Annotated in this window: 14 protein-coding genes; 10 read left to right on the top strand and 4 right to left on the bottom strand. The window is 36.8% G+C overall.

Going from position 1 to position 17,608, the window contains the following annotated elements; translation table 11 throughout:
* Positions 1-470: 470 nt before the first annotated feature.
* From prkA to mgrA, 4 genes are all read left to right on the top strand, one after another.
* The gene (gene prkA, locus ACSVDH_RS04075) at positions 471-2,366 is read left to right on the top strand and encodes an ATP-dependent protease PrkA (protein WP_299090455.1); all 1,896 of its coding nucleotides are present in this window, start codon (positions 471-473) and stop codon (positions 2,364-2,366) included.
* A 362-nt stretch (positions 2,367-2,728) separates the two neighbouring features.
* The gene (gene yhbH / locus ACSVDH_RS04080) at positions 2,729-3,904 is read left to right on the top strand and encodes a sporulation protein YhbH (protein ID WP_439248535.1); all 1,176 of its coding nucleotides are present in this window, start codon (positions 2,729-2,731) and stop codon (positions 3,902-3,904) included.
* A 570-nt stretch (positions 3,905-4,474) separates the two neighbouring features.
* Positions 4,475-5,806 (top strand): hemolysin family protein, encoded by a 1,332-nt coding sequence (locus tag ACSVDH_RS04085; protein ID WP_299092790.1) that lies wholly within the window; start codon positions 4,475-4,477, stop codon positions 5,804-5,806.
* Between the two features lie 100 nt (positions 5,807-5,906).
* Entirely contained in the window at positions 5,907-6,899 is a 993-nt protein-coding gene (gene mgrA, locus ACSVDH_RS04090; protein WP_439248536.1) for an L-glyceraldehyde 3-phosphate reductase, read from the top strand.
* A gap of 271 nt (positions 6,900-7,170) precedes the next feature.
* On the opposite strand, the gene ACSVDH_RS04095 is transcribed toward mgrA, so the two are convergent.
* From ACSVDH_RS04095 to pgaC, 4 genes are all read right to left on the bottom strand, one after another.
* A complete protein-coding gene (locus ACSVDH_RS04095; RefSeq protein WP_439248537.1) occupies positions 7,171-7,686 on the bottom strand; it encodes a polysaccharide deacetylase family protein in 516 nt (171 codons plus the stop codon).
* Complete coding sequence (locus ACSVDH_RS04100) at positions 7,620-7,970, bottom strand: polysaccharide deacetylase family protein (RefSeq protein ID WP_439248538.1); 351 nt, start codon at positions 7,968-7,970, stop codon at positions 7,620-7,622. The genes ACSVDH_RS04095 and ACSVDH_RS04100 overlap by 67 nt, the downstream gene beginning before the upstream one ends.
* 63 nt (positions 7,971-8,033) lie before the next feature.
* Positions 8,034-8,477 (bottom strand): poly-beta-1,6-N-acetyl-D-glucosamine biosynthesis protein PgaD, encoded by a 444-nt coding sequence (locus ACSVDH_RS04105; RefSeq protein ID WP_439248539.1) that lies wholly within the window; start codon positions 8,475-8,477, stop codon positions 8,034-8,036.
* Positions 8,438-9,673 (bottom strand): poly-beta-1,6-N-acetyl-D-glucosamine synthase, encoded by a 1,236-nt coding sequence (gene pgaC, locus ACSVDH_RS04110; protein WP_439248540.1) that lies wholly within the window; start codon positions 9,671-9,673, stop codon positions 8,438-8,440. Before pgaC ends, ACSVDH_RS04105 begins: the two co-directional genes overlap by 40 nt.
* Before the next feature lie 407 nt (positions 9,674-10,080).
* Here pgaC and ACSVDH_RS04115 point away from each other — a divergent pair, with 407 nt between their 5' ends.
* The 6 genes from ACSVDH_RS04115 to ACSVDH_RS04140 all read left to right on the top strand — a co-directional run bounded on the left by ACSVDH_RS04115 (position 10,081) and on the right by ACSVDH_RS04140 (position 17,494).
* Positions 10,081-10,470 (top strand): ribbon-helix-helix protein, CopG family, encoded by a 390-nt coding sequence (locus tag ACSVDH_RS04115; protein ID WP_439248541.1) that lies wholly within the window; start codon positions 10,081-10,083, stop codon positions 10,468-10,470.
* 380 nt (positions 10,471-10,850) lie between these two features.
* Positions 10,851-11,804, top strand: coding sequence for an ABC transporter permease (locus ACSVDH_RS04120; RefSeq protein WP_299092781.1), 954 nt, complete (start codon positions 10,851-10,853; stop codon positions 11,802-11,804).
* The gene (locus tag ACSVDH_RS04125) at positions 11,794-12,747 is read left to right on the top strand and encodes an iron chelate uptake ABC transporter family permease subunit (protein WP_299092778.1); all 954 of its coding nucleotides are present in this window, start codon (positions 11,794-11,796) and stop codon (positions 12,745-12,747) included. The genes ACSVDH_RS04120 and ACSVDH_RS04125 overlap by 11 nt, the downstream gene beginning before the upstream one ends.
* Positions 12,744-13,511, top strand: a complete 768-nt coding sequence (locus ACSVDH_RS04130; RefSeq protein WP_439248542.1) for an iron ABC transporter ATP-binding protein — start codon at positions 12,744-12,746, stop codon at positions 13,509-13,511. Before ACSVDH_RS04125 ends, ACSVDH_RS04130 begins: the two co-directional genes overlap by 4 nt.
* Positions 13,512-13,710: 199 nt before the next feature.
* Entirely contained in the window at positions 13,711-14,757 is a 1,047-nt protein-coding gene (locus ACSVDH_RS04135) for a siderophore ABC transporter substrate-binding protein (RefSeq protein WP_439248543.1), read from the top strand.
* Positions 14,758-15,418: 661 nt separating this feature from the next.
* Positions 15,419-17,494: a GAF domain-containing protein gene (locus tag ACSVDH_RS04140; RefSeq protein WP_439248544.1), complete on the top strand. Its 2,076-nt coding sequence runs from the start codon at positions 15,419-15,421 to the stop codon at positions 17,492-17,494.
* Positions 17,495-17,608 lie beyond the last annotated feature (114 nt).

Raw genomic sequence — 17,608 nt, forward strand, 5'->3', positions numbered from 1 at the left:
CCTCGCAAAAATGAAAGGGTCAGATCCCTAAAAATACAATATACAGGACTAAATCAGTTTGAAGTTCCATATATTGTATTTACAGGGGGCTGACCCTCTTTGTTTGATGCATTATTTTTTTACACCTGGTTTGCTTTCATATCCCGCAGTAAAGATTGCTACCAAGAATGCTAAACTAACACCTAAAACTAAAATCGTGTTCATCGCTTTGCCTCCTAACTAATCGATCACTCGTTGGAACAAGTAAGGGTATGTATAGCTTCCCCTTTTATAGCTAGTTTCATTATAACCTAATCAAAATGTGATGTGAACGTGTAACAAAATTTTTCCCGTAAAATTTATCCCATTTGTCGCAGGTTATAGATAGCTTTTTTCCCTTCTAAGAAGAATGTTAGAGGACATCCTCGCATAAAGTGTATTAATCTGCACGAGTTTTTTACAACTACGACCAAATGATGAAGGAGGTCCTTATGGATATTTTAAAGAAAATTGAAAAGTTTAGGGAAGATGAGCAACGCTTAAAGTGGGAAGGAACCTTCGTAGAGTATTTGGATATTGTTAAGGAAAAGCCTTGGGTTGCACAATCAGCTCATTCCAGGGTTTACAATATGATTAAAGATGCTGGTATAGAAGAGATTGATGGCAAAAGAACGTATAAGTTTTTTGACCATCAGCTATATGGACTAGAGAATGCACTCGAACGCCTGGTAGAAGAGTATTTCCATCCTGCTGCAAAACGATTAGATGTCAGAAAGCGGATTTTGCTATTGATGGGTCCTGTTAGTGGCGGTAAATCAACACTAGTTACCATGCTGAAAAGAGGGTTGGAGAAGTATTCACTCTCAGACAGAGGAGCAGTTTATGCGATAAAAGGCTGCCCAATGCATGAAGACCCTCTTCACTTGATTCCACATCATTTAAGAGATGATTTCTATGAAGAATACGGGATTCGTATCGAAGGAAATCTCTCACCATTAAATGTGATGAGGTTGGAGGAAGAATACGGCGGCCGTATCGAAGATGTAAGAATCGAGAGAGTATTTCTATCCGAAGACAAACGTGTGGGGATTGGGACATTCAGTCCATCAGATCCTAAATCACAGGATATTGCCGACTTAACGGGAAGCATAGATTTCTCAACCATTGCTGAGTATGGCTCAGAGTCTGATCCTCGTGCTTATCGTTTTGACGGGGAATTAAACAAAGCGAACCGAGGAATGATGGAATTCCAAGAAATGCTGAAATGTGATGAGAAGTTTTTATGGCATTTGCTTTCCCTCACTCAGGAAGGTAATTTCAAGGCTGGTCGTTTTGCCTTAATCTCGGCTGATGAATTAATTGTTGCCCATACGAATGAAACAGAGTATCGTTCGTTCATTTCAAATAAAAAGAATGAAGCCTTGCACTCGCGGATTATTGTTATGCCTGTCCCATATAATTTAAAAGTGTCTGAGGAAGAGCGGATTTATGAAAAAATGATTAAAGAAAGTGATGTTTCCGATGTTCATATTGCGCCACATACGTTAAAGGTAGCGGCGATGTTTACGATTTTAACTCGCCTGAAAGAGCCGAAGCGGGGCGACATCGATCTTGTGAAGAAAATGAGATTGTATGATGGGGAAATTGTAGAAGGCTTTAATTCCGTTGATGTTGCAGAGCTTCAAAAGGAATACAATGATGAAGGAATGTCAGGCATTGATCCCCGCTATGTGATTAACCGGATTTCTTCAACCATCATTCGCAAGGAAGTACCATCAATTAATGCACTTGATGTTTTACGGGCTCTGAAAGAAGGACTTGATCAGCATGCTTCCATCTCAAATGAAGATCGTGAGAAATACTTAAACTTCATTTCGGTTGCACGTAAGCTTTATGATGATATGGCGAAAAAAGAAGTTCAAAAAGCGTTTGTGTACTCCTATGAAGAATCTGCCAAAACACTTATGGATAACTATCTGGATAATGTGGAAGCTTACTGCAATAAAAACAAGCTTCGTGATCCGTTAACAGGTGAGGAAATGAATCCTGATGAAAAATTAATGCGTTCGATTGAGGAACAAATCGGGATTTCGGAAAATGCTAAAAAAGCGTTCCGTGAGGAAATTCTTATTCGTATTTCGGCCTATGCACGCAAAGGAAAACGATTTGATTATAATTCACATGAGCGTTTACGAGAAGCAATCCAGAAAAAGCTATTTGCAGATCTAAAAGATGTGGTTAAAATCACAACGTCCTCTAAAACACCAGACGAACAGCAGCTTAAGAAAATCAACGAGGTTGTTGCACGTCTAATCGATGAGCATGGATACAATTCAACCTCTGCTAATGAATTACTACGCTATGTTGGCAGCTTGTTAAATAGATAAAAAACCTGAGGATTGTGGCTGGCAATTAACCATTGTCAGCTTTGTTTTTTCTATTCTGATTTGGAAAATTCAGGTTGATGCACAGAGAGGGATAAAAGGGGTTGTCCCATTTCATTTTGAAACAGCTAAATGTCTTTTAAAGCCTTATTTCATAGGCTTTGGGGTCTTGTCTTATTTTTAAGGATTCCGTATTTATTTTCGAAATTATTTGTCAATAAATCAAATCTTTCGCATAGGATAGAGTAATCCAAAGAATTACAAGTCTGACTGTGTATGAAATTTACTCATCCACGTTAATGTATGCTAATAAAACAAATTATGTGACACTTTTAAAAAATATTTTTGGAGGGGGAGTTGGTTAGATGTCAGGAAAAGAAGAACAAAACTTTGTTATTTCTCAAGAAGATTGGACCCTCCATCGTAAAGGCCATGATGATCAAACACGCCATCAAGAAAAAGTACAAGAGGCTATTCGCAACAACCTACCTGATCTCATTACAGAAGAGAGTATTATCATGTCTAATGGGAAGGATGTTGTGAAAATCCCGATTCGTTCATTGGACGAATATAAAATTCGTTATAACTACGATAAAAATAAGCATGTTGGCCAAGGAGATGGAGAAAGTAAGGTTGGTGATGTGGTCGCAAGAGACGGATCACAAGCAGATGCCAAAGGTCCGGGAAAAGGTCAGGGAGCTGGAGATCAGGCCGGTGAAGATTATTATGAAGCTGAAGTTTCGATACTCGAGCTGGAAGCCGCACTTTTTAAAGAGTTAGAGCTGCCTAACTTAAAACAAAAGGAACGGGACAATATTGTCATTGAAAATATTGAGTTTAATGACATCCGCCGTACAGGTTTAATGGGGAATATTGATAAAAAACGAACCATGCTTTCGGCATATAAACGGAATGCAATGTCTGGCAATCGAAAATTTCATCCGATTTTTCCTGAAGACTTAAAGTATAAAACATGGAATGAAGTCGTTAAACCGGAATCAAAAGCAGTCGTTATTGCGATGATGGATACGAGCGGCTCGATGGGATTATGGGAAAAATATATGGCAAGAAGCTTTTTCTTCTGGATGACAAGATTTCTTAGAACAAAATACGAAAAGGTGGATATTGAATTTATTGCCCATCATACAGAAGCGAAGGTTGTTTCTGAAGAAGATTTCTTTTCAAAAGGTGAAAGCGGCGGAACCATCTGTTCATCCGCCTATCGAAAAGCACTTGAAATTATCGAAGAAAAGTATAACCCATCACGGTTCAATATTTATCCATTCCATTTCTCAGATGGTGATAATTTAACATCAGACAATGCCAGATGTGTAAAACTTGTAACTGAGCTGATGAAGGTATCGAATATTTTTGGTTATGGTGAAGTCAATCAGTATAACCGCCATTCAACGTTAATGTCCGCATATAAAAATATCAATGATGAGAAGTTCCGCTATTACATCCTCAAGCAAAAAGCAGATGTTTTCCAAGCAATGAAAAGTTTCTTTAGGAAAGATGATGAAAGTAAACTATATGCCTAAAGACAAGACCCTTGCTCAGGTGACCTGAGCGGGTTTTTTTTATTGCTTAAGAAATTATAAAATTCTTGAACTGTGGGTAAGCGCTTCGACATCCAGCTCCGAAGCACAGGATGTGCAAGTGCAGTTAGTGCGACAGGACGTCGCGTTTTTGACTGCCAGCGCCTATCGCCTATCAAACTTCAGATCATCTCCCTACGAAAAGTCAACATCGGTTCGCTTCGCTTACCGTGTTTCCTTTATCTCGGTCGATTCCTCCAGTTTGTACGGCGATGACCAAGGCGCTTGCGCTTTTGTAATAATATCAGAATTTATATATTTTCTTAACATAGCTTGCATTTCTGAATCTAGCTCCAGGCGCCATCGGCTCTAGGGTCTAGTCAAACAGGAATTGAAGGTAAAGAACACCTTCTATTCCTGTTCGCCTTATGCTTGTCGCCGAATGCTAAGCACCTTGCGCTTTTTTTATTCAGAAATATCTTCCTTAAAAAAATCAGCAATTTAGGGCATGATAAAATATTATACTTTGGATTTGTATCGAAATGATTTTTTTAACACCGGGGGTTGGTCTTATTGGCATTGGAAATTATGATTCTAATCGTCCTTATTATAGTAAATGCATTTTTTGCTGCTTCTGAAATTGCTTTGATTTCTTTAAATGATAACAAGATCAAGATATTAGCTGAGGGCGGGGACAAGAAGGCGAAAATGTTGAATAACCTTTTGTCTGAACCGAGCAGCTTTTTGGCAACGATTCAAATTGGGATTACGCTTGCAGGATTTTTGGCGAGTGCATTTGCGGCTGAAAGTTTTGCAGGGCAATTAGCCAGCTTGCTGTATGAATGGGGTGTGCCAATTTCTGAGGAATTGCTAGGGACAATCTCGGTGATTGTCATTACACTCGTTCTTTCCTATTTCACGTTAGTTTTAGGTGAGCTTGTACCAAAACGGCTTGCGTTGCAAAAAGCTGAAGCGATCTCATCATTTGCTGCCACCCCGCTTACCCTTTTATCGAAAATATCATCTCCATTTGTTAAATTGTTGACATTATCGACGAATTTCATCGTTCGTTTATTTGGAGTAGACCCAAATGCGGATGAAGAAAATGTCACGGAAGAGGAAATCCGCATGATGGTCGATGTGGGAAAAGAAAGAGGAACGATTCAAGAAACAGAAAAAATCATGATTAATAATATTTTTGAATTGGATAACAAAACAGTTTCGGATATTATGACACATCGGACAAACATTGTCGGGATCCCTCTTGACTATACGTTAATTGAAACCGTTCGGTTAGTGAATGTTGAGAAATACACAAGATTCCCGGTTTATGAAGAAAAAATCGATCATATTGTCGGGATTTTACATGTTAAAGATTTAATTCAGTTTATTGAAAATTGCCATGAACAAGCATTTAAACTAAAGGAACTATTAAGAGAACCCTATTTTGTTTTAGAGTCAAAGCGAATTGATGAATTGTTTAAAGAAATGCAGATGAATAATATTCATATGGCAATTGCCATTGACGAATATGGAGGTACAGATGGGCTCGTAACAATTGAAGACGTGATTGAAGAAATCGTGGGAAATATCTTTGATGAATACGATGATCGTGGGATCGATGAAGAAGAAATAATTGAGCTTGATGAAAACACATATCTCATACCTGGGATGACCAATCTTTATGTTGTTGAAGATCTTTTAAACATTCATTTTCCAACAGAGGATTTTGATACATTAAGCGGCTTTGTCATTGGGCAGCTTGGCTATATTCCGAATGAGGATGAAAAGCCTGAAGTTGAATTGGAAAATATCGTGTTTAAAGTAGAGAAAATGAATGATAAGCGAATTATGCAATTACGTGCATCAGTAATGGAAAAGACTGAGGAAGAAGTACTTGAATGAAGCCAGCTTTTAAAAAAAGCTGGCTTCATTTATTTTGAACACAAATAGAGAAGAAATTGAGGTAGAATGGAGGAGAAAGTAATTTTGAAAGGGGATACATATGGGATATATAGCGAGTAAAGAGCGTTATGAGACGATGAAATATAATCGTGTTGGGAACTCAGGTTTGTTATTACCAGCCATTTCACTAGGGTTATGGCATAATTTTGGCGGAGTGGATCCATTTGAAAATGGCCGTGCAATATTGCATAGAGCATTTGATTTAGGAATTACCCATTTCGATCTCGCGAATAACTACGGACCGCCGCCAGGAAGTGCGGAAGAAATGTTTGGAAGGATGTTGAAAACAGATTTTGCTGCTTATCGAGATGAAATGATCATTTCGACAAAAGCGGGCTACCATATGTGGGATGGCCCATATGGTGACTGGGGATCAAAAAAATACTTGATTGCCAGCCTTGATCAAAGCTTAAAACGGATGGGGCTCGATTATGTTGATATTTTTTATTCCCACCGTCCTGATCCAAACACACCTTTAGAGGAAACAATGGGTGCTTTAGCTCAGATTGTTAAACAAGGGAAAGCATTATATGTTGGGATTTCAAGCTATGATGCAGTGCAAACAGCAGAAGCGGTGAAAATCTTAAACGATCTAGGTACACCATTACTCATTCATCAACCAAGTTATTCCATGTTCAATCGCTGGATTGAAGACGGGCTTCAAAATGTATTAGCAGAAAATGGTGTTGGTTCGATTGCATTTTGTCCTTTAGAGCAAGGTCTGCTAACGAATAAATATATTTCCGGCATTCCAGCTGACTCGAGAGCGGCAAAAGCAAATACGTTCTTAAATAGGGACAGGGTTACAGAGCAAGTAGTAAGCCGCTTGAGACAGCTAAATGAGCTAGCGGTAGAACGCGGCCAAAACCTTGCACAAATGGCATTGGCTTGGGTGCTTCGAGAAGGACGAGTAACCTCTGCTTTAATTGGCGCAAGCAAGGTAAGTCAAATCGAAGAAAATGTTGCTGCACTTAATAATCTTTCGTTTTCAGAAGAAGAATTAGCTATGATTGATGAGATTTTAAAACAATAATAGTGAAGCAATGGCTGACTAAAGAATGACTTCACAATATGTTGAGGTTAATTATTTTCGTCAGCTTTTTTTATTTTTCGCAGACCATAAGGGCAAGATTGGGGCCGAAATTCATGTAGATTCCTTGATAGAAAGAGAAACGACTAATATAGTCACATCAATACAAGCTCAGCTCTCAAAAGTTCCTACGAATGCGTTGGCATCCTCATATTTTATCCTATTTCAGATTTAGTTGTCCTTATTGGGGAAGGACAACTATTTAAAATCAAAATTACTCAATCCACTTTTTTACAATTTCATGAAAAACTTCATCATTGACAAGTATACGATTCATCCAGAATCTATCGTTATCTGCAGTGATCGATCTGGGAGCAAGGATATAGGCACTCTCATATCCACTACGGTGGATCAAGACTGCTAAATCCTCTCGGCCATTGCCATAAGGGTAGGCAAAATCTTTCACTTGTATGTTTAAGTTCTTTTTAATTGTTTTTTTACTTAGGAGAAGATCTTCTTCAAAATTTTTTTTCTGGTCTTCTTTAAAAAATATTGGCTCCTCACCAATTAATTTATGCATATTATAGGTATGTGAACCAATAGTAACTAATCCGCTATCTACCATTTCTTTCAATTGTTCCCATGATGACAGTTTTAAGTTTCCTAAATCCTTTCCAACATGCCCTGCAATAACAAAAATCGTAAATGGTACATCATATTTTTTTAGAATGGGGAATGCATTTTGATAAACCGATATGTCGACATCATCAAAGGAAACCCAAACACACAATTTTCTGGAAATTTGCCTGTTTCTTGAGCTTCTCTTATTTTATCAGGGTCAAGAAACGTCGCACCCTCTTGTTTTAATAGCTTAATTTGATTTTTAAAGTCTTCTTCATACACGTTATACATTGTTAATTCATCAGCACCTGTTAAAAATTCCATTGTTCTATTAAATAACGTGTCTTCGCGAATACGATGGTAATTTAATCCTAAACATCCATTAGAATCAAGTTCTTCTGGAAAAAACATGGCTGATTTAGAATCATTCATATTATGAAAAAAAAAATACATCCAAAAGCAACAATTAAAACAATACTGGCACCAATAATTTTTTTCTTCATAAAAATGCACCTATTATATTTCTTTTATTGGATTTTTTTCAAATATAATAACATTTGATTGCTGTAATGAGTCATAATCTTTTTCGCTCATGAACTGAAGACTTAGAAGATCTTCTTTTGTAGCATTTGCTGGATAGGTTCTTCTATTTAAAGATCCAAATCTTTTTTTGTTGTAAATTTTCCAGCCCCAAAGCACTAAATAAAAGATAGCCCAAATGAATAGGATAATAAAAAGAAAGGCACGGATGTCGCTATTAGTCATTTTAAAGGACATTTTTATAAGACTGCTGTATGGATCATGATAATCAAATATAGCAGTAATGAAAAAGATAACAACTAGTGCACAATAAGACCAAACAACTAAAGAAAAAATCGAGATTACTAGTTCTCTTAACCAATTCATTTTTGTATGAACGATTAACCCACTTTTCTGTTGCCTCTGTCTGGGCTTACCCATGTAGCATAACCCCCATTTAATCTGGATTTAATTGCTTTTGGAAGAGCAAACATCACTATAACCGTGTTCAATAACCAGTAAATTGCAGGATACCACGCAGCCCATAAATAATACATTAAAATATTGTCATACTTTGAATCTGTTCTTATCGATACCCAAAGCTGGATAAGACTCATAAAAACAAGGGAAAAGGATGAAAAAGTAATCCAGATAAAAAACTGCTGTATGGATGATGCTGATAATAAATAATAAAGAGTGACGAAAACCCATGAAAAAGACCATATTAAACTCGCCCATTGTTCTAAGTAAACAGGCCAAATTCTCCTTTGTTTCCAGTTTAATAGAATCCGCCAATATCTCATCATCACCTCTTGTCCACCTTGAGCCCATCTGATTCTTTGTTTCCAAATGCCTTTTATGGTTTCGGGAACAAGCATCCAGCATAATGCACGAGGTTCATAGCGAATATCCCAAAAGCGCTGTTGCAATTTCCAAGAAACAGAAATATCTTCAGTGATCATATCTCTATCCCAAAGTCCAACATCAATAAGTGCTTTTTTTCGAAAAGCAACAACTACTCCTGAAACAGTCATGATTTTACCGAGTATTCTTTGGGTCCTTTTGATTGCTCCTATAATTGATGCGTATTCGACGATCTGTAAACGGCTGATCAGTGTATCCCGATTACGGATCCTAGGGTTACCTGTTACTGCCCCTAATCTTTCTCCTTTATGAAGAAAATGGTAAACAAGGTAATGTGCTGCATATGGATCCAATAAAGCATCAGAGTCTACACATACAAGATACTCAGCATTCGATGCATGAGTTGCAATAATTAAAGCATTTGCTTTCCCTCTATTTTCTTGGCAATCAATAACCTTTAGATCTTGATGCTGTTTAGCTAGCTTCCGAAGGATTTTAAATGTGTCATCTTTACTTCCATCATTTACAACGATAATTTCCTTCTTCGGATAATAGATTCTAGTTAAATTCTTGATTGTTTCTTCAATCGTTTCTTCCTCGTTGAAGCAAGGGACCAAAATGCTAATCAATGGCCAATCAATATGTTCAAAGTCAATGACTTCTTCTTTTTCACGATATTTAAAGAATAGACTGGAACCAGCTATCCAAAGCAAAGACATCATTAAAGGATACCAAAAGACAAATTCGGACAGAAAACGAATAAAGCCTTCCATATTTCACCTATCACTTCTACTTTATTTTATTTGAATAAGGGAATTAACTAGTGAACCATACATATTACCTAAGTAATAATACCCATTTTGTCGACCGTCTACAAGATAAACTTACAGACTATTTTTGAAAATCTCCAATTAGCTCCTACACATTGCCCGCAAGCATTGAAATAAATCCCAATGAACGAATTATATTTACATTCGTACTGCGAAAAGGTTATCATTTTCTTAAAAGGTAAGAGTATAAAATTTGAACTTAGTTTTAGTGTCTAGCTCCAGGCGCCACCGGCTCGAGGTCATAAGTCAAATAGGAATTGAAGGTAAAGAACACCTTCTATTCCTATTCGCCTTATGCTTGTCGCCGAATGCTTAGCGCCTTGCGCTTTTCGTATTTCAGGAGAGGGAAAATGAAGGAACTTACATTTAAATCATATACTCAATTCCAGCAATTTATTGAGCATAAGGCGATGGAAAAGGCAGTCATGAAAGGTTTGGAAGGTGAAGAGCTGACCACATTTAAAAATGAATTTAAAGAAAGAGCAAATAAAATGTGGAAAGAAAATGATTGTGACCATTGGATTGAAAAGCATGGCTATGTCATCATCAACGTGTGGAAGGATGAAATTGGCAGAAGAAAAATAGCGAGAGGCAGGCCGAAAAAGCTTGATTCAGACAAGTTTAATCATTCAATCCATGTACGACTGGATGATGAGGCATACGCAAAGCTTAGCCAATATTGTCGTGAAAAGGATATGGATATCTCAGAAACGATTAGGGAAATGATTAGAAAACTCTAGAGGATACGTATATGATAGGATTGATCCCTCCGAAGTGGACAGATAAAAGTCTGTTTACATTGGGGGGATTTGTTATGCCGTCTCATTATTAATAGAAAAATGGAACCTGCGTAAATAAATATTTGGAAATTTTGTGAACTTGATTTATTTAATAAAAATATTACAAAAATAGTACTTTCCACTAAATATTTTTTGTGATACATTAAATAATGTAGTTGATAATCAATCTCATTGATAACGAACTTGAATCAAAACAAGCTCATTTTTTTTTTGAGTCCGATGATAATGATTATCAAATATAGTTAAACAAAGTTATCACTTGGAATAATAATCGTTTTCCAATTGTCATGCTGAAAATAAATACGTAATGAGGATTACATATGAGATTATGGATGTTAGTGATTGCGACGATCATCCTGTCATGTATTTCGCTTTTTATAGGTGCGATTGATATCAAGATAAGTGACTTGCTCGATTGGAATTCGGATAAGACGCAGCTTTTCTTGATCAGTCGAGTACCTCGTTTATTGGCGATTATTTTGGCGGGAGCAGGAATGAGTATTGCGGGTTTAATTATGCAGTCTTTAAGTCGAAATAAATTTGTATCGCCAACGACTGCTGGTACGTTAGATGCAGCAAAACTAGGAATTTTAATTTCTATGCTGTTTTTTACAAATACAACATATATGCAAGAAATTATTTTTTGCTTTGGATTTGCTTTAGCTGGCACCTTAATTTTTATGCAAATTCTCGATCGTATTAAATTTAAAGATGTCATTTTCGTCCCGTTAATCGGGATTATGTACGGAAATATATTATCATCGATTACAACGTTTTTTGCATATGAAGAAGATCTTATTCAAAATATTTCTTCTTGGTTAATGGGGAGTTTCACCTTAATTATTGCGGGTCGTTATGAATTGTTATATGTAAGTATTCCTGCTGTCATTTTAGCGTATCTTTATGCAAATAAATTTACTGTCGCAGGTATGGGCGAAGATTTCGCGAAAAACTTAGGCTTAAGCTATAAGCTTGTGTTAAATATAGGTCTTATCCTTGTTGCGATTATTTCGACAACAGTTGTACTAACAGTCGGGGTTATTCCGTTTTTAGGTTTAATCGTACCGAATATTGTCTCTCTTTATTTAGGTGATAATTTACGGAAAACAATTCCGCATACGGCAGTATTAGGGGTTGTCTTCCTATTAATATGTGACATTATTGGCCGAATCGTTATTCACCCTTATGAGATTCCAGTTAATGTAACTGTAGCAGTAATCGGCAGTGCGATCTTCTTAATTATGTTATTTAGGGGGAGAGCATATGCGAAATAGTACGAAGTTGATATTATTAGCTGTAATTGCCATTATTTGTATTTTGTTATACGGGTTTTATGATATAAAAGGCGGCTTTGATTATGCCTTCCCACGACGTATGATTCGTGTGACGGCAATGGTTGTAACAGGGGTTGCGATTGCGTATGCAACAGTCGTGTTCCAGACAATTACACATAACCGTATTTTAACACCTTCTGTAATGGGCATTGACTCGATGTACGAAGTCGTACAAACATTAATTTATTTCTTTGCTGGGTCAATGTCGATTTGGGTATTAAATAAATATTTAAATTTCGGTGCAGCGATTTTTGCCATGGTTTTATTTGCTATCCTATTATATCGTTTCTTATTCCGAGCGGATAAGCATCCTATTTATTTACTCCTTTTAATAGGAATGATTTTAGGTGCGCTTTTAGGAAGTCTTGTCACATTTTTGCAAGTACTGATCGATCCGGTTGAATATTTAAGTCTGCAATCTCGTTTATTCGGGAGCTTTGCAAATGTAAAGGCTGATTTATTATATATTTCAATTGCTATATTAATTATTGCGTTTATTTACGGTTATTCGATTATGGATAAGCTGGATGTTATGTCACTTGGTCGTGAAAATGCGATTAACCTAGGTATTAACTATGACCGTATGGTAATGAATATTTTAATTTTATCGTCCGTCTTAATTGCGACATCCACAGCACTTGTTGGCCCGATTACGTTTTTTGGCTTAATCGTGGCGAATCTTTCTTATCAATATTTAGTTACGTATAAGCACTCTATATTAATTTTAGGAGCAAGTTTGATTAGTATTATTGCATTAGTCGGTGGTCAGTTCCTTGTTGAACATATTTTTGAATTACGGACAACGCTAAGTGTCATTATTAACTTCATCGGTGGTATTTACTTCATTTACTTATTATTAAAGGAAAGTAGGGCAGCAGGATGATTGAAATCAAGGGATTAACGAAGCGATTTGGTAAGAAACCTGTTGTAGAAGACGTATCTGTCACAATTGAGCCGGGGACGATTACATCGTTTATCGGACCAAATGGGGCCGGTAAATCGACACTTCTTTCCATGGTGAGCCGATTATTAGAAGCAGATACAGGGGAAGTATTACTTGATCAAAATAATGTGAAAAAGTGGAAGTCGTCTGAGTTTGCTAAGCGAGTTTCGATTTTGAAGCAAGCAAACTTTATTAATGTTCGATTAACGGTACGTGAGCTTGTTGCATTTGGGCGCTATCCGTATTCAAAAGGTCGTCTTACAGCTGAGGATGAAAAATTTGTTGATCAAGCAATTGAATATATGAACTTGACAGAGATGCAGGATAAGTTTTTAGATGAATTATCGGGCGGGCAAAAACAACGTGCGTTTATTGCGATGGTTATCGCGCAAGATACGGACTATGTATTGCTTGACGAGCCTTTAAATAACCTGGATATGAAGCACTCTGTTCAAATCATGAAGATTTTGCGTAAGCTTGTAGATGAACTTGGGAAAACAGTGATCATTGTCCTGCATGATATTAATTTTGCATCTGTTTATTCAGACCGCATTGTTGCATTAAAAAACGGTAAGCTTGTTAAAAACGGATTAACAAATGAGATTATTAATTCGGATGCACTGCGGGATATTTACGATATGGATATTCCAATTCAAGAACAAAATGGATGCCGTATTTGTGTATACTTCAATTCACATACGTGAGCCAGCAGTAAAGACCAGCCTAGAGAAAATATCTATCAAGTATAATGTTTTTCTCTAGGTATTGTTATTCGAAATTGTCTAATATATTTTTTAAATGTATTGAGGCTAATGATTAAATGATCTTATAATGACAATCGTTATCAATGATAATGATAATCATTAATGATAAAAATAAATAGATAAGAGGAGAGTAAGGCAAATGAAAAAATGGAATTTAGCCATTGTACTAGTAGCTATGTTGTTAATGCTTGCTGCATGTGGTTCTAATGAAGAAGCTTCAACAGAAGAACAAAATGAAACGACTGCAGCTGAAAATCAAGCAGCAGGAACAGAAGAAGCTAAAGAAGGAGAAGGTCCTGTTTATCCAATGACTGTATCTCCAACAATTGGTTCAACCGAAAGTGAAGAAGCAGGTACAATTAGTTTTGAGGATGTTACATTTGAAAAGATGCCGGAAAAAATCGCCGTATTTGATTATGGTATGTTAGATACATTAGATGCTCTTGGAGTTGAAGGGATCGTAGGGGTTGCTAAAGACTCAAGCTTACCGGCTCACCTTGAAGAATATGAAAGTGATGAGTATGCAAACATTGGTAATTTAAAAACCCCTTTACTTGAAGATATCGCAGCACTTGAACCAGACGTCATCTTTATCTCTGGTCGTCAATCTGCCTTCTATGAAGAATTAAAAGAAATCGCTCCAGTCGTATTCGTTGGTACTTCACAAGATGATTACTGGAACACATTCTTAGCTTCTGTAGATACCGCAGCTAAAATGTTTGGTAAAGAAGCTGAAGCTGATGAATACCTAGCTAAATTTGATGCAGCTTTTGAAGAAATTAAAGCTTTAGCTGGTAACTATGAAACGTCATTGGTTACGATGTACAACGAAGGGAATTTATCAGGATTCGCACCAAATTCTCGATTCGGTTACATTTATGATCTATATGGCTTCAAACCTGTAACAGAAGATATTGAAGCTTCATCACACGGTTCAAACTTCGGATTCGAAGCAATTTTAGAATTTGATCCACAAGTATTATTCGTAATCGACCGCACAGCGGCAACAAATGGTAACAAATCTAGCATTGAAGCAGACATGGAAAACGACATTATTAAGCAAACGACAGCTTATAAAAACAATCGTATCATATACTTAGATGGTCCACTTTGGTACTTAAGCGGCGGCGGTTTACAATCTGAACTTGCAAAAATTGAAGAAGTATTAGCTGAATTAGGACAATAATTTGTGTGAAGGCTGTCAAAGGAAGTTAGTGAAAACTGACTTCTTGGCAGCCTTTGTTTTCGTTTAGGAAATTATAAAATTCATTGAACTGTGGATAAGCACTGCGACATCCAGCTCCGAAACACAGGATGTGCAAGTGCAGTCAGTGCGACAGGACGTCGCGTTTTTGACTGCCAGCGCCTATCGCCTATCAAACTTCAGATCATCTCCCTACGATAAGTCAACATCGGTTCGCTTCGCTTACCGTGTTTCCTTTATCTCAGTCGATGTTCCTCCAGTTTGTACGGCGATGACCAAGGCGCTTGCGCTTTTGTTCTTGTTTATTAAAGGTCTTTTATCTCATATAGGAACTTTAAACATTTTGTACAATAGGGGCTGGGACAATAATAGGTTCCAGTTTTTGTTTTTTCTCTCACTAGTACAATAGTACCTCAAGTATTTACTTTTAAATATGGTAGGATAAATATAGTTTGAAAAGTAAGGTAATTTTTATATCTCATTGGCCAATAAACCCTAAAGGGATGCTGTATTTTTATACTATTAGAAGTATAAGATTTTATGGATGATAGTATAAGAAAAACTAAGGCTTTCGCCATTAGGACTTGGCGATAAGCCAAGTTTTTCTAAACATAGAATTTTCGGATAGGGTACATGTGATTAAATGTTTGGAGTGATTTCTATTTTTAAGCTAGAGGGTATGTATAATGAAAATAGCTCCTCTTTTTTAGAAAAAGAACAGAGGAGATTAACAGAACTATATCATCTTAATCTCATTGATACTCCTGAAGAAAAATCTTTTGACCGGATTACAAAATTGGCAAGCAAGCTTTTTAACGTTCCTATCTCTCTCATTACGTTAATAACAGAGGATAAACAGTGGTTTAAATCCTGCGTTGGTTTACCTGAGAACTTGAAGGATTCGCGTTCAACTGAAAGAAGTGCTGCTTTTTGCCATTATGTAGTGGTTGATGAGAACCCAATGGTTGTTCAGGATTCATTAATGGATGAGAGATTTGTTCATAATCGACTTGTAAAAGAATACAATATCCGTTTTTACGCAGGTGCGCCGATTGTAACAAAAAATAATAATGTATTAGGTACTTTATGTATTATCGATACAAAGCCCCGTTCGTTCAGTGATGAAGATTTAAAAACATTAATCGATTTAAGCAATTGGGTCAAAGCAGAAATTGATTTAAAGGCAGACTTAATGGAGAAAACCATTAGTGAACGATCAATCAGGATTCTGCATGAAGTAACTAGTAATCTTGAACTGGGTTTTCAGGAAAAGTTAAAAAATCTTTTGGAATTAGGTTGTGAACGGTTTCAGATGCCCCACGGGATTGTTTCCCGGATCAATGATGGAACGTATAAGGTTTTGGAGGCCAAAACTGAGACAGGCTTTCTGAAATCAGGAGATCAACTTCCATTGGAAGAAACCTGTTCATCCAAAGTGGCTGAAGCTTTAGAGCCGATTCATCTTAAACAAACTCCATATAATATTAATGGTTTCAAAATCAATGAGTATATCGGAGCACCAATCTTTGTCAATCATCAATTCTATGGAACGTTTTGCTTTTTATCTGATAAACAGGCTGCTTATAAAATAAGTTATACAGACTTAGAGTTTTTGCAATTAATGGCCCAATGGATTGGAAATGAAGTTGAGCGAATCCAATCAGAAAAAAAGCTGAAGGAAAGTCAAGATCGCTTTCAACAAATTGTGAACAATATTAAAGAAGCCTTTTGGATGTATGATTTAAATGAAGAGAAGCTTTTATACTTGAGTTCGACATGGCATGATTTTTCAGGGAGGACCTTTGAGGAGTATAGCGAAAATCCTTTGCTATGGCTAAACGCTATTCACCCGGATGATCTTGATTTCACCCTGAAAAGTTTTAATAATCGTAAGGAAAGAGTAGATTTTGAATCCCGCATGTTTCATGCAAATGGGTCAATGCGTTGGATACGTCATCGCGTCGTACCAATCATAAATAAGGACGGATCAATCAATCAAATCGCAGGGGTTGCCGAGGATATAACGGAAGCAAAAATGAAGGAAGATCTCCTTAGAAAAGCAGATAAGCTGGCAGCGGTAGGGCAATTAGCTGCAAGTATTGCTCATGAAATAAGAAACCCGCTAACAAGTATTAAAGGCTTTATGCAGTTAATAAATGACACTCAGTTTCCTTTTCAGGATCTTTTATTGTCAGAACTGAAGCAAATTGAAAATTTTATCACTGAAATTTTGCTGCTTGCAAATCCGCATCATGAAATAAAGCGGGAGCAAAAGAATTTGTATACACTTCTTCAGGAGGTTTTGTCTGACATAAAGGATCAGGTAAGCCTGTTAAATATTCAGTTCTCATTAAAAGTCGCTGATCCTTCTGTTTCCATTTTTTGTGATGAAAGTCAGATTAAATTAGTATTGAGAAATATCGTAGACAATGCGATTGAGGCGATGCCAAATGGCGGAACCATTTCTATTGAGCTCGGCAAAGAAAAGAATCAATTTGTCTATATACTCATTGAAGATGAGGGCATTGGGATTGCCGAGGAAAGGCTGGATACTCTCGGGGAACCCTTTTACTCCAATAAGGAAAAAGGCAGCGGTTTAGGCTTAATGATCAGCTATAAAATGATTCAAAATCATAAAGGAACCATCGAGTTTAAAAGTCAGGTGAATATTGGTACAAAAGTGAAGATTTTATTGCCAATTGAAGATCTTGAAACATAATCCATATATAATCGAAATTGGACATGCTCATACTGGAGTAGGGAGAATGAGCATGCAGGCAAATAACCGGCAATATGACCTCAACCAGACTTTTATGCCATGTTCCTGTTGAAC

This window comes from Metabacillus sp. Hm71, from assembly GCF_051842955.2.
GTDB lineage: Bacteria > Bacillota > Bacilli > Bacillales > Bacillaceae > Metabacillus.

What these genes read in the sequence shown, in the direction of transcription:
- prkA (WP_299090455.1), top strand. Translation starts at nt 471, where the DNA reads ATGGATATTTTAAAGAAAATTGAAAAGTTTAGGGAAGATGAGCAACGC.
- yhbH (WP_439248535.1), top strand. Translation starts at nt 2,729, where the DNA reads ATGTCAGGAAAAGAAGAACAAAACTTTGTTATTTCTCAAGAAGATTGG.
- mgrA (WP_439248536.1), top strand. Translation starts at nt 5,907, where the DNA reads ATGGGATATATAGCGAGTAAAGAGCGTTATGAGACGATGAAATATAAT.
- ACSVDH_RS04100 (WP_439248538.1), bottom strand. Translation starts at nt 7,970, where the DNA reads ATGTATTTTTTTTTTCATAATATGAATGATTCTAAATCAGCCATGTTT.
- ACSVDH_RS04105 (WP_439248539.1), bottom strand. Translation starts at nt 8,477, where the DNA reads ATGGGTAAGCCCAGACAGAGGCAACAGAAAAGTGGGTTAATCGTTCAT.
- pgaC (WP_439248540.1), bottom strand. Translation starts at nt 9,673, where the DNA reads ATGGAAGGCTTTATTCGTTTTCTGTCCGAATTTGTCTTTTGGTATCCT.
- ACSVDH_RS04115 (WP_439248541.1), top strand. Translation starts at nt 10,081, where the DNA reads ATGAAGGAACTTACATTTAAATCATATACTCAATTCCAGCAATTTATT.
- ACSVDH_RS04120 (WP_299092781.1), top strand. Translation starts at nt 10,851, where the DNA reads ATGAGATTATGGATGTTAGTGATTGCGACGATCATCCTGTCATGTATT.
- ACSVDH_RS04125 (WP_299092778.1), top strand. Translation starts at nt 11,794, where the DNA reads ATGCGAAATAGTACGAAGTTGATATTATTAGCTGTAATTGCCATTATT.
- ACSVDH_RS04130 (WP_439248542.1), top strand. Translation starts at nt 12,744, where the DNA reads ATGATTGAAATCAAGGGATTAACGAAGCGATTTGGTAAGAAACCTGTT.
- ACSVDH_RS04135 (WP_439248543.1), top strand. Translation starts at nt 13,711, where the DNA reads ATGAAAAAATGGAATTTAGCCATTGTACTAGTAGCTATGTTGTTAATG.
- ACSVDH_RS04140 (WP_439248544.1), top strand. Translation starts at nt 15,419, where the DNA reads ATGTTTGGAGTGATTTCTATTTTTAAGCTAGAGGGTATGTATAATGAA.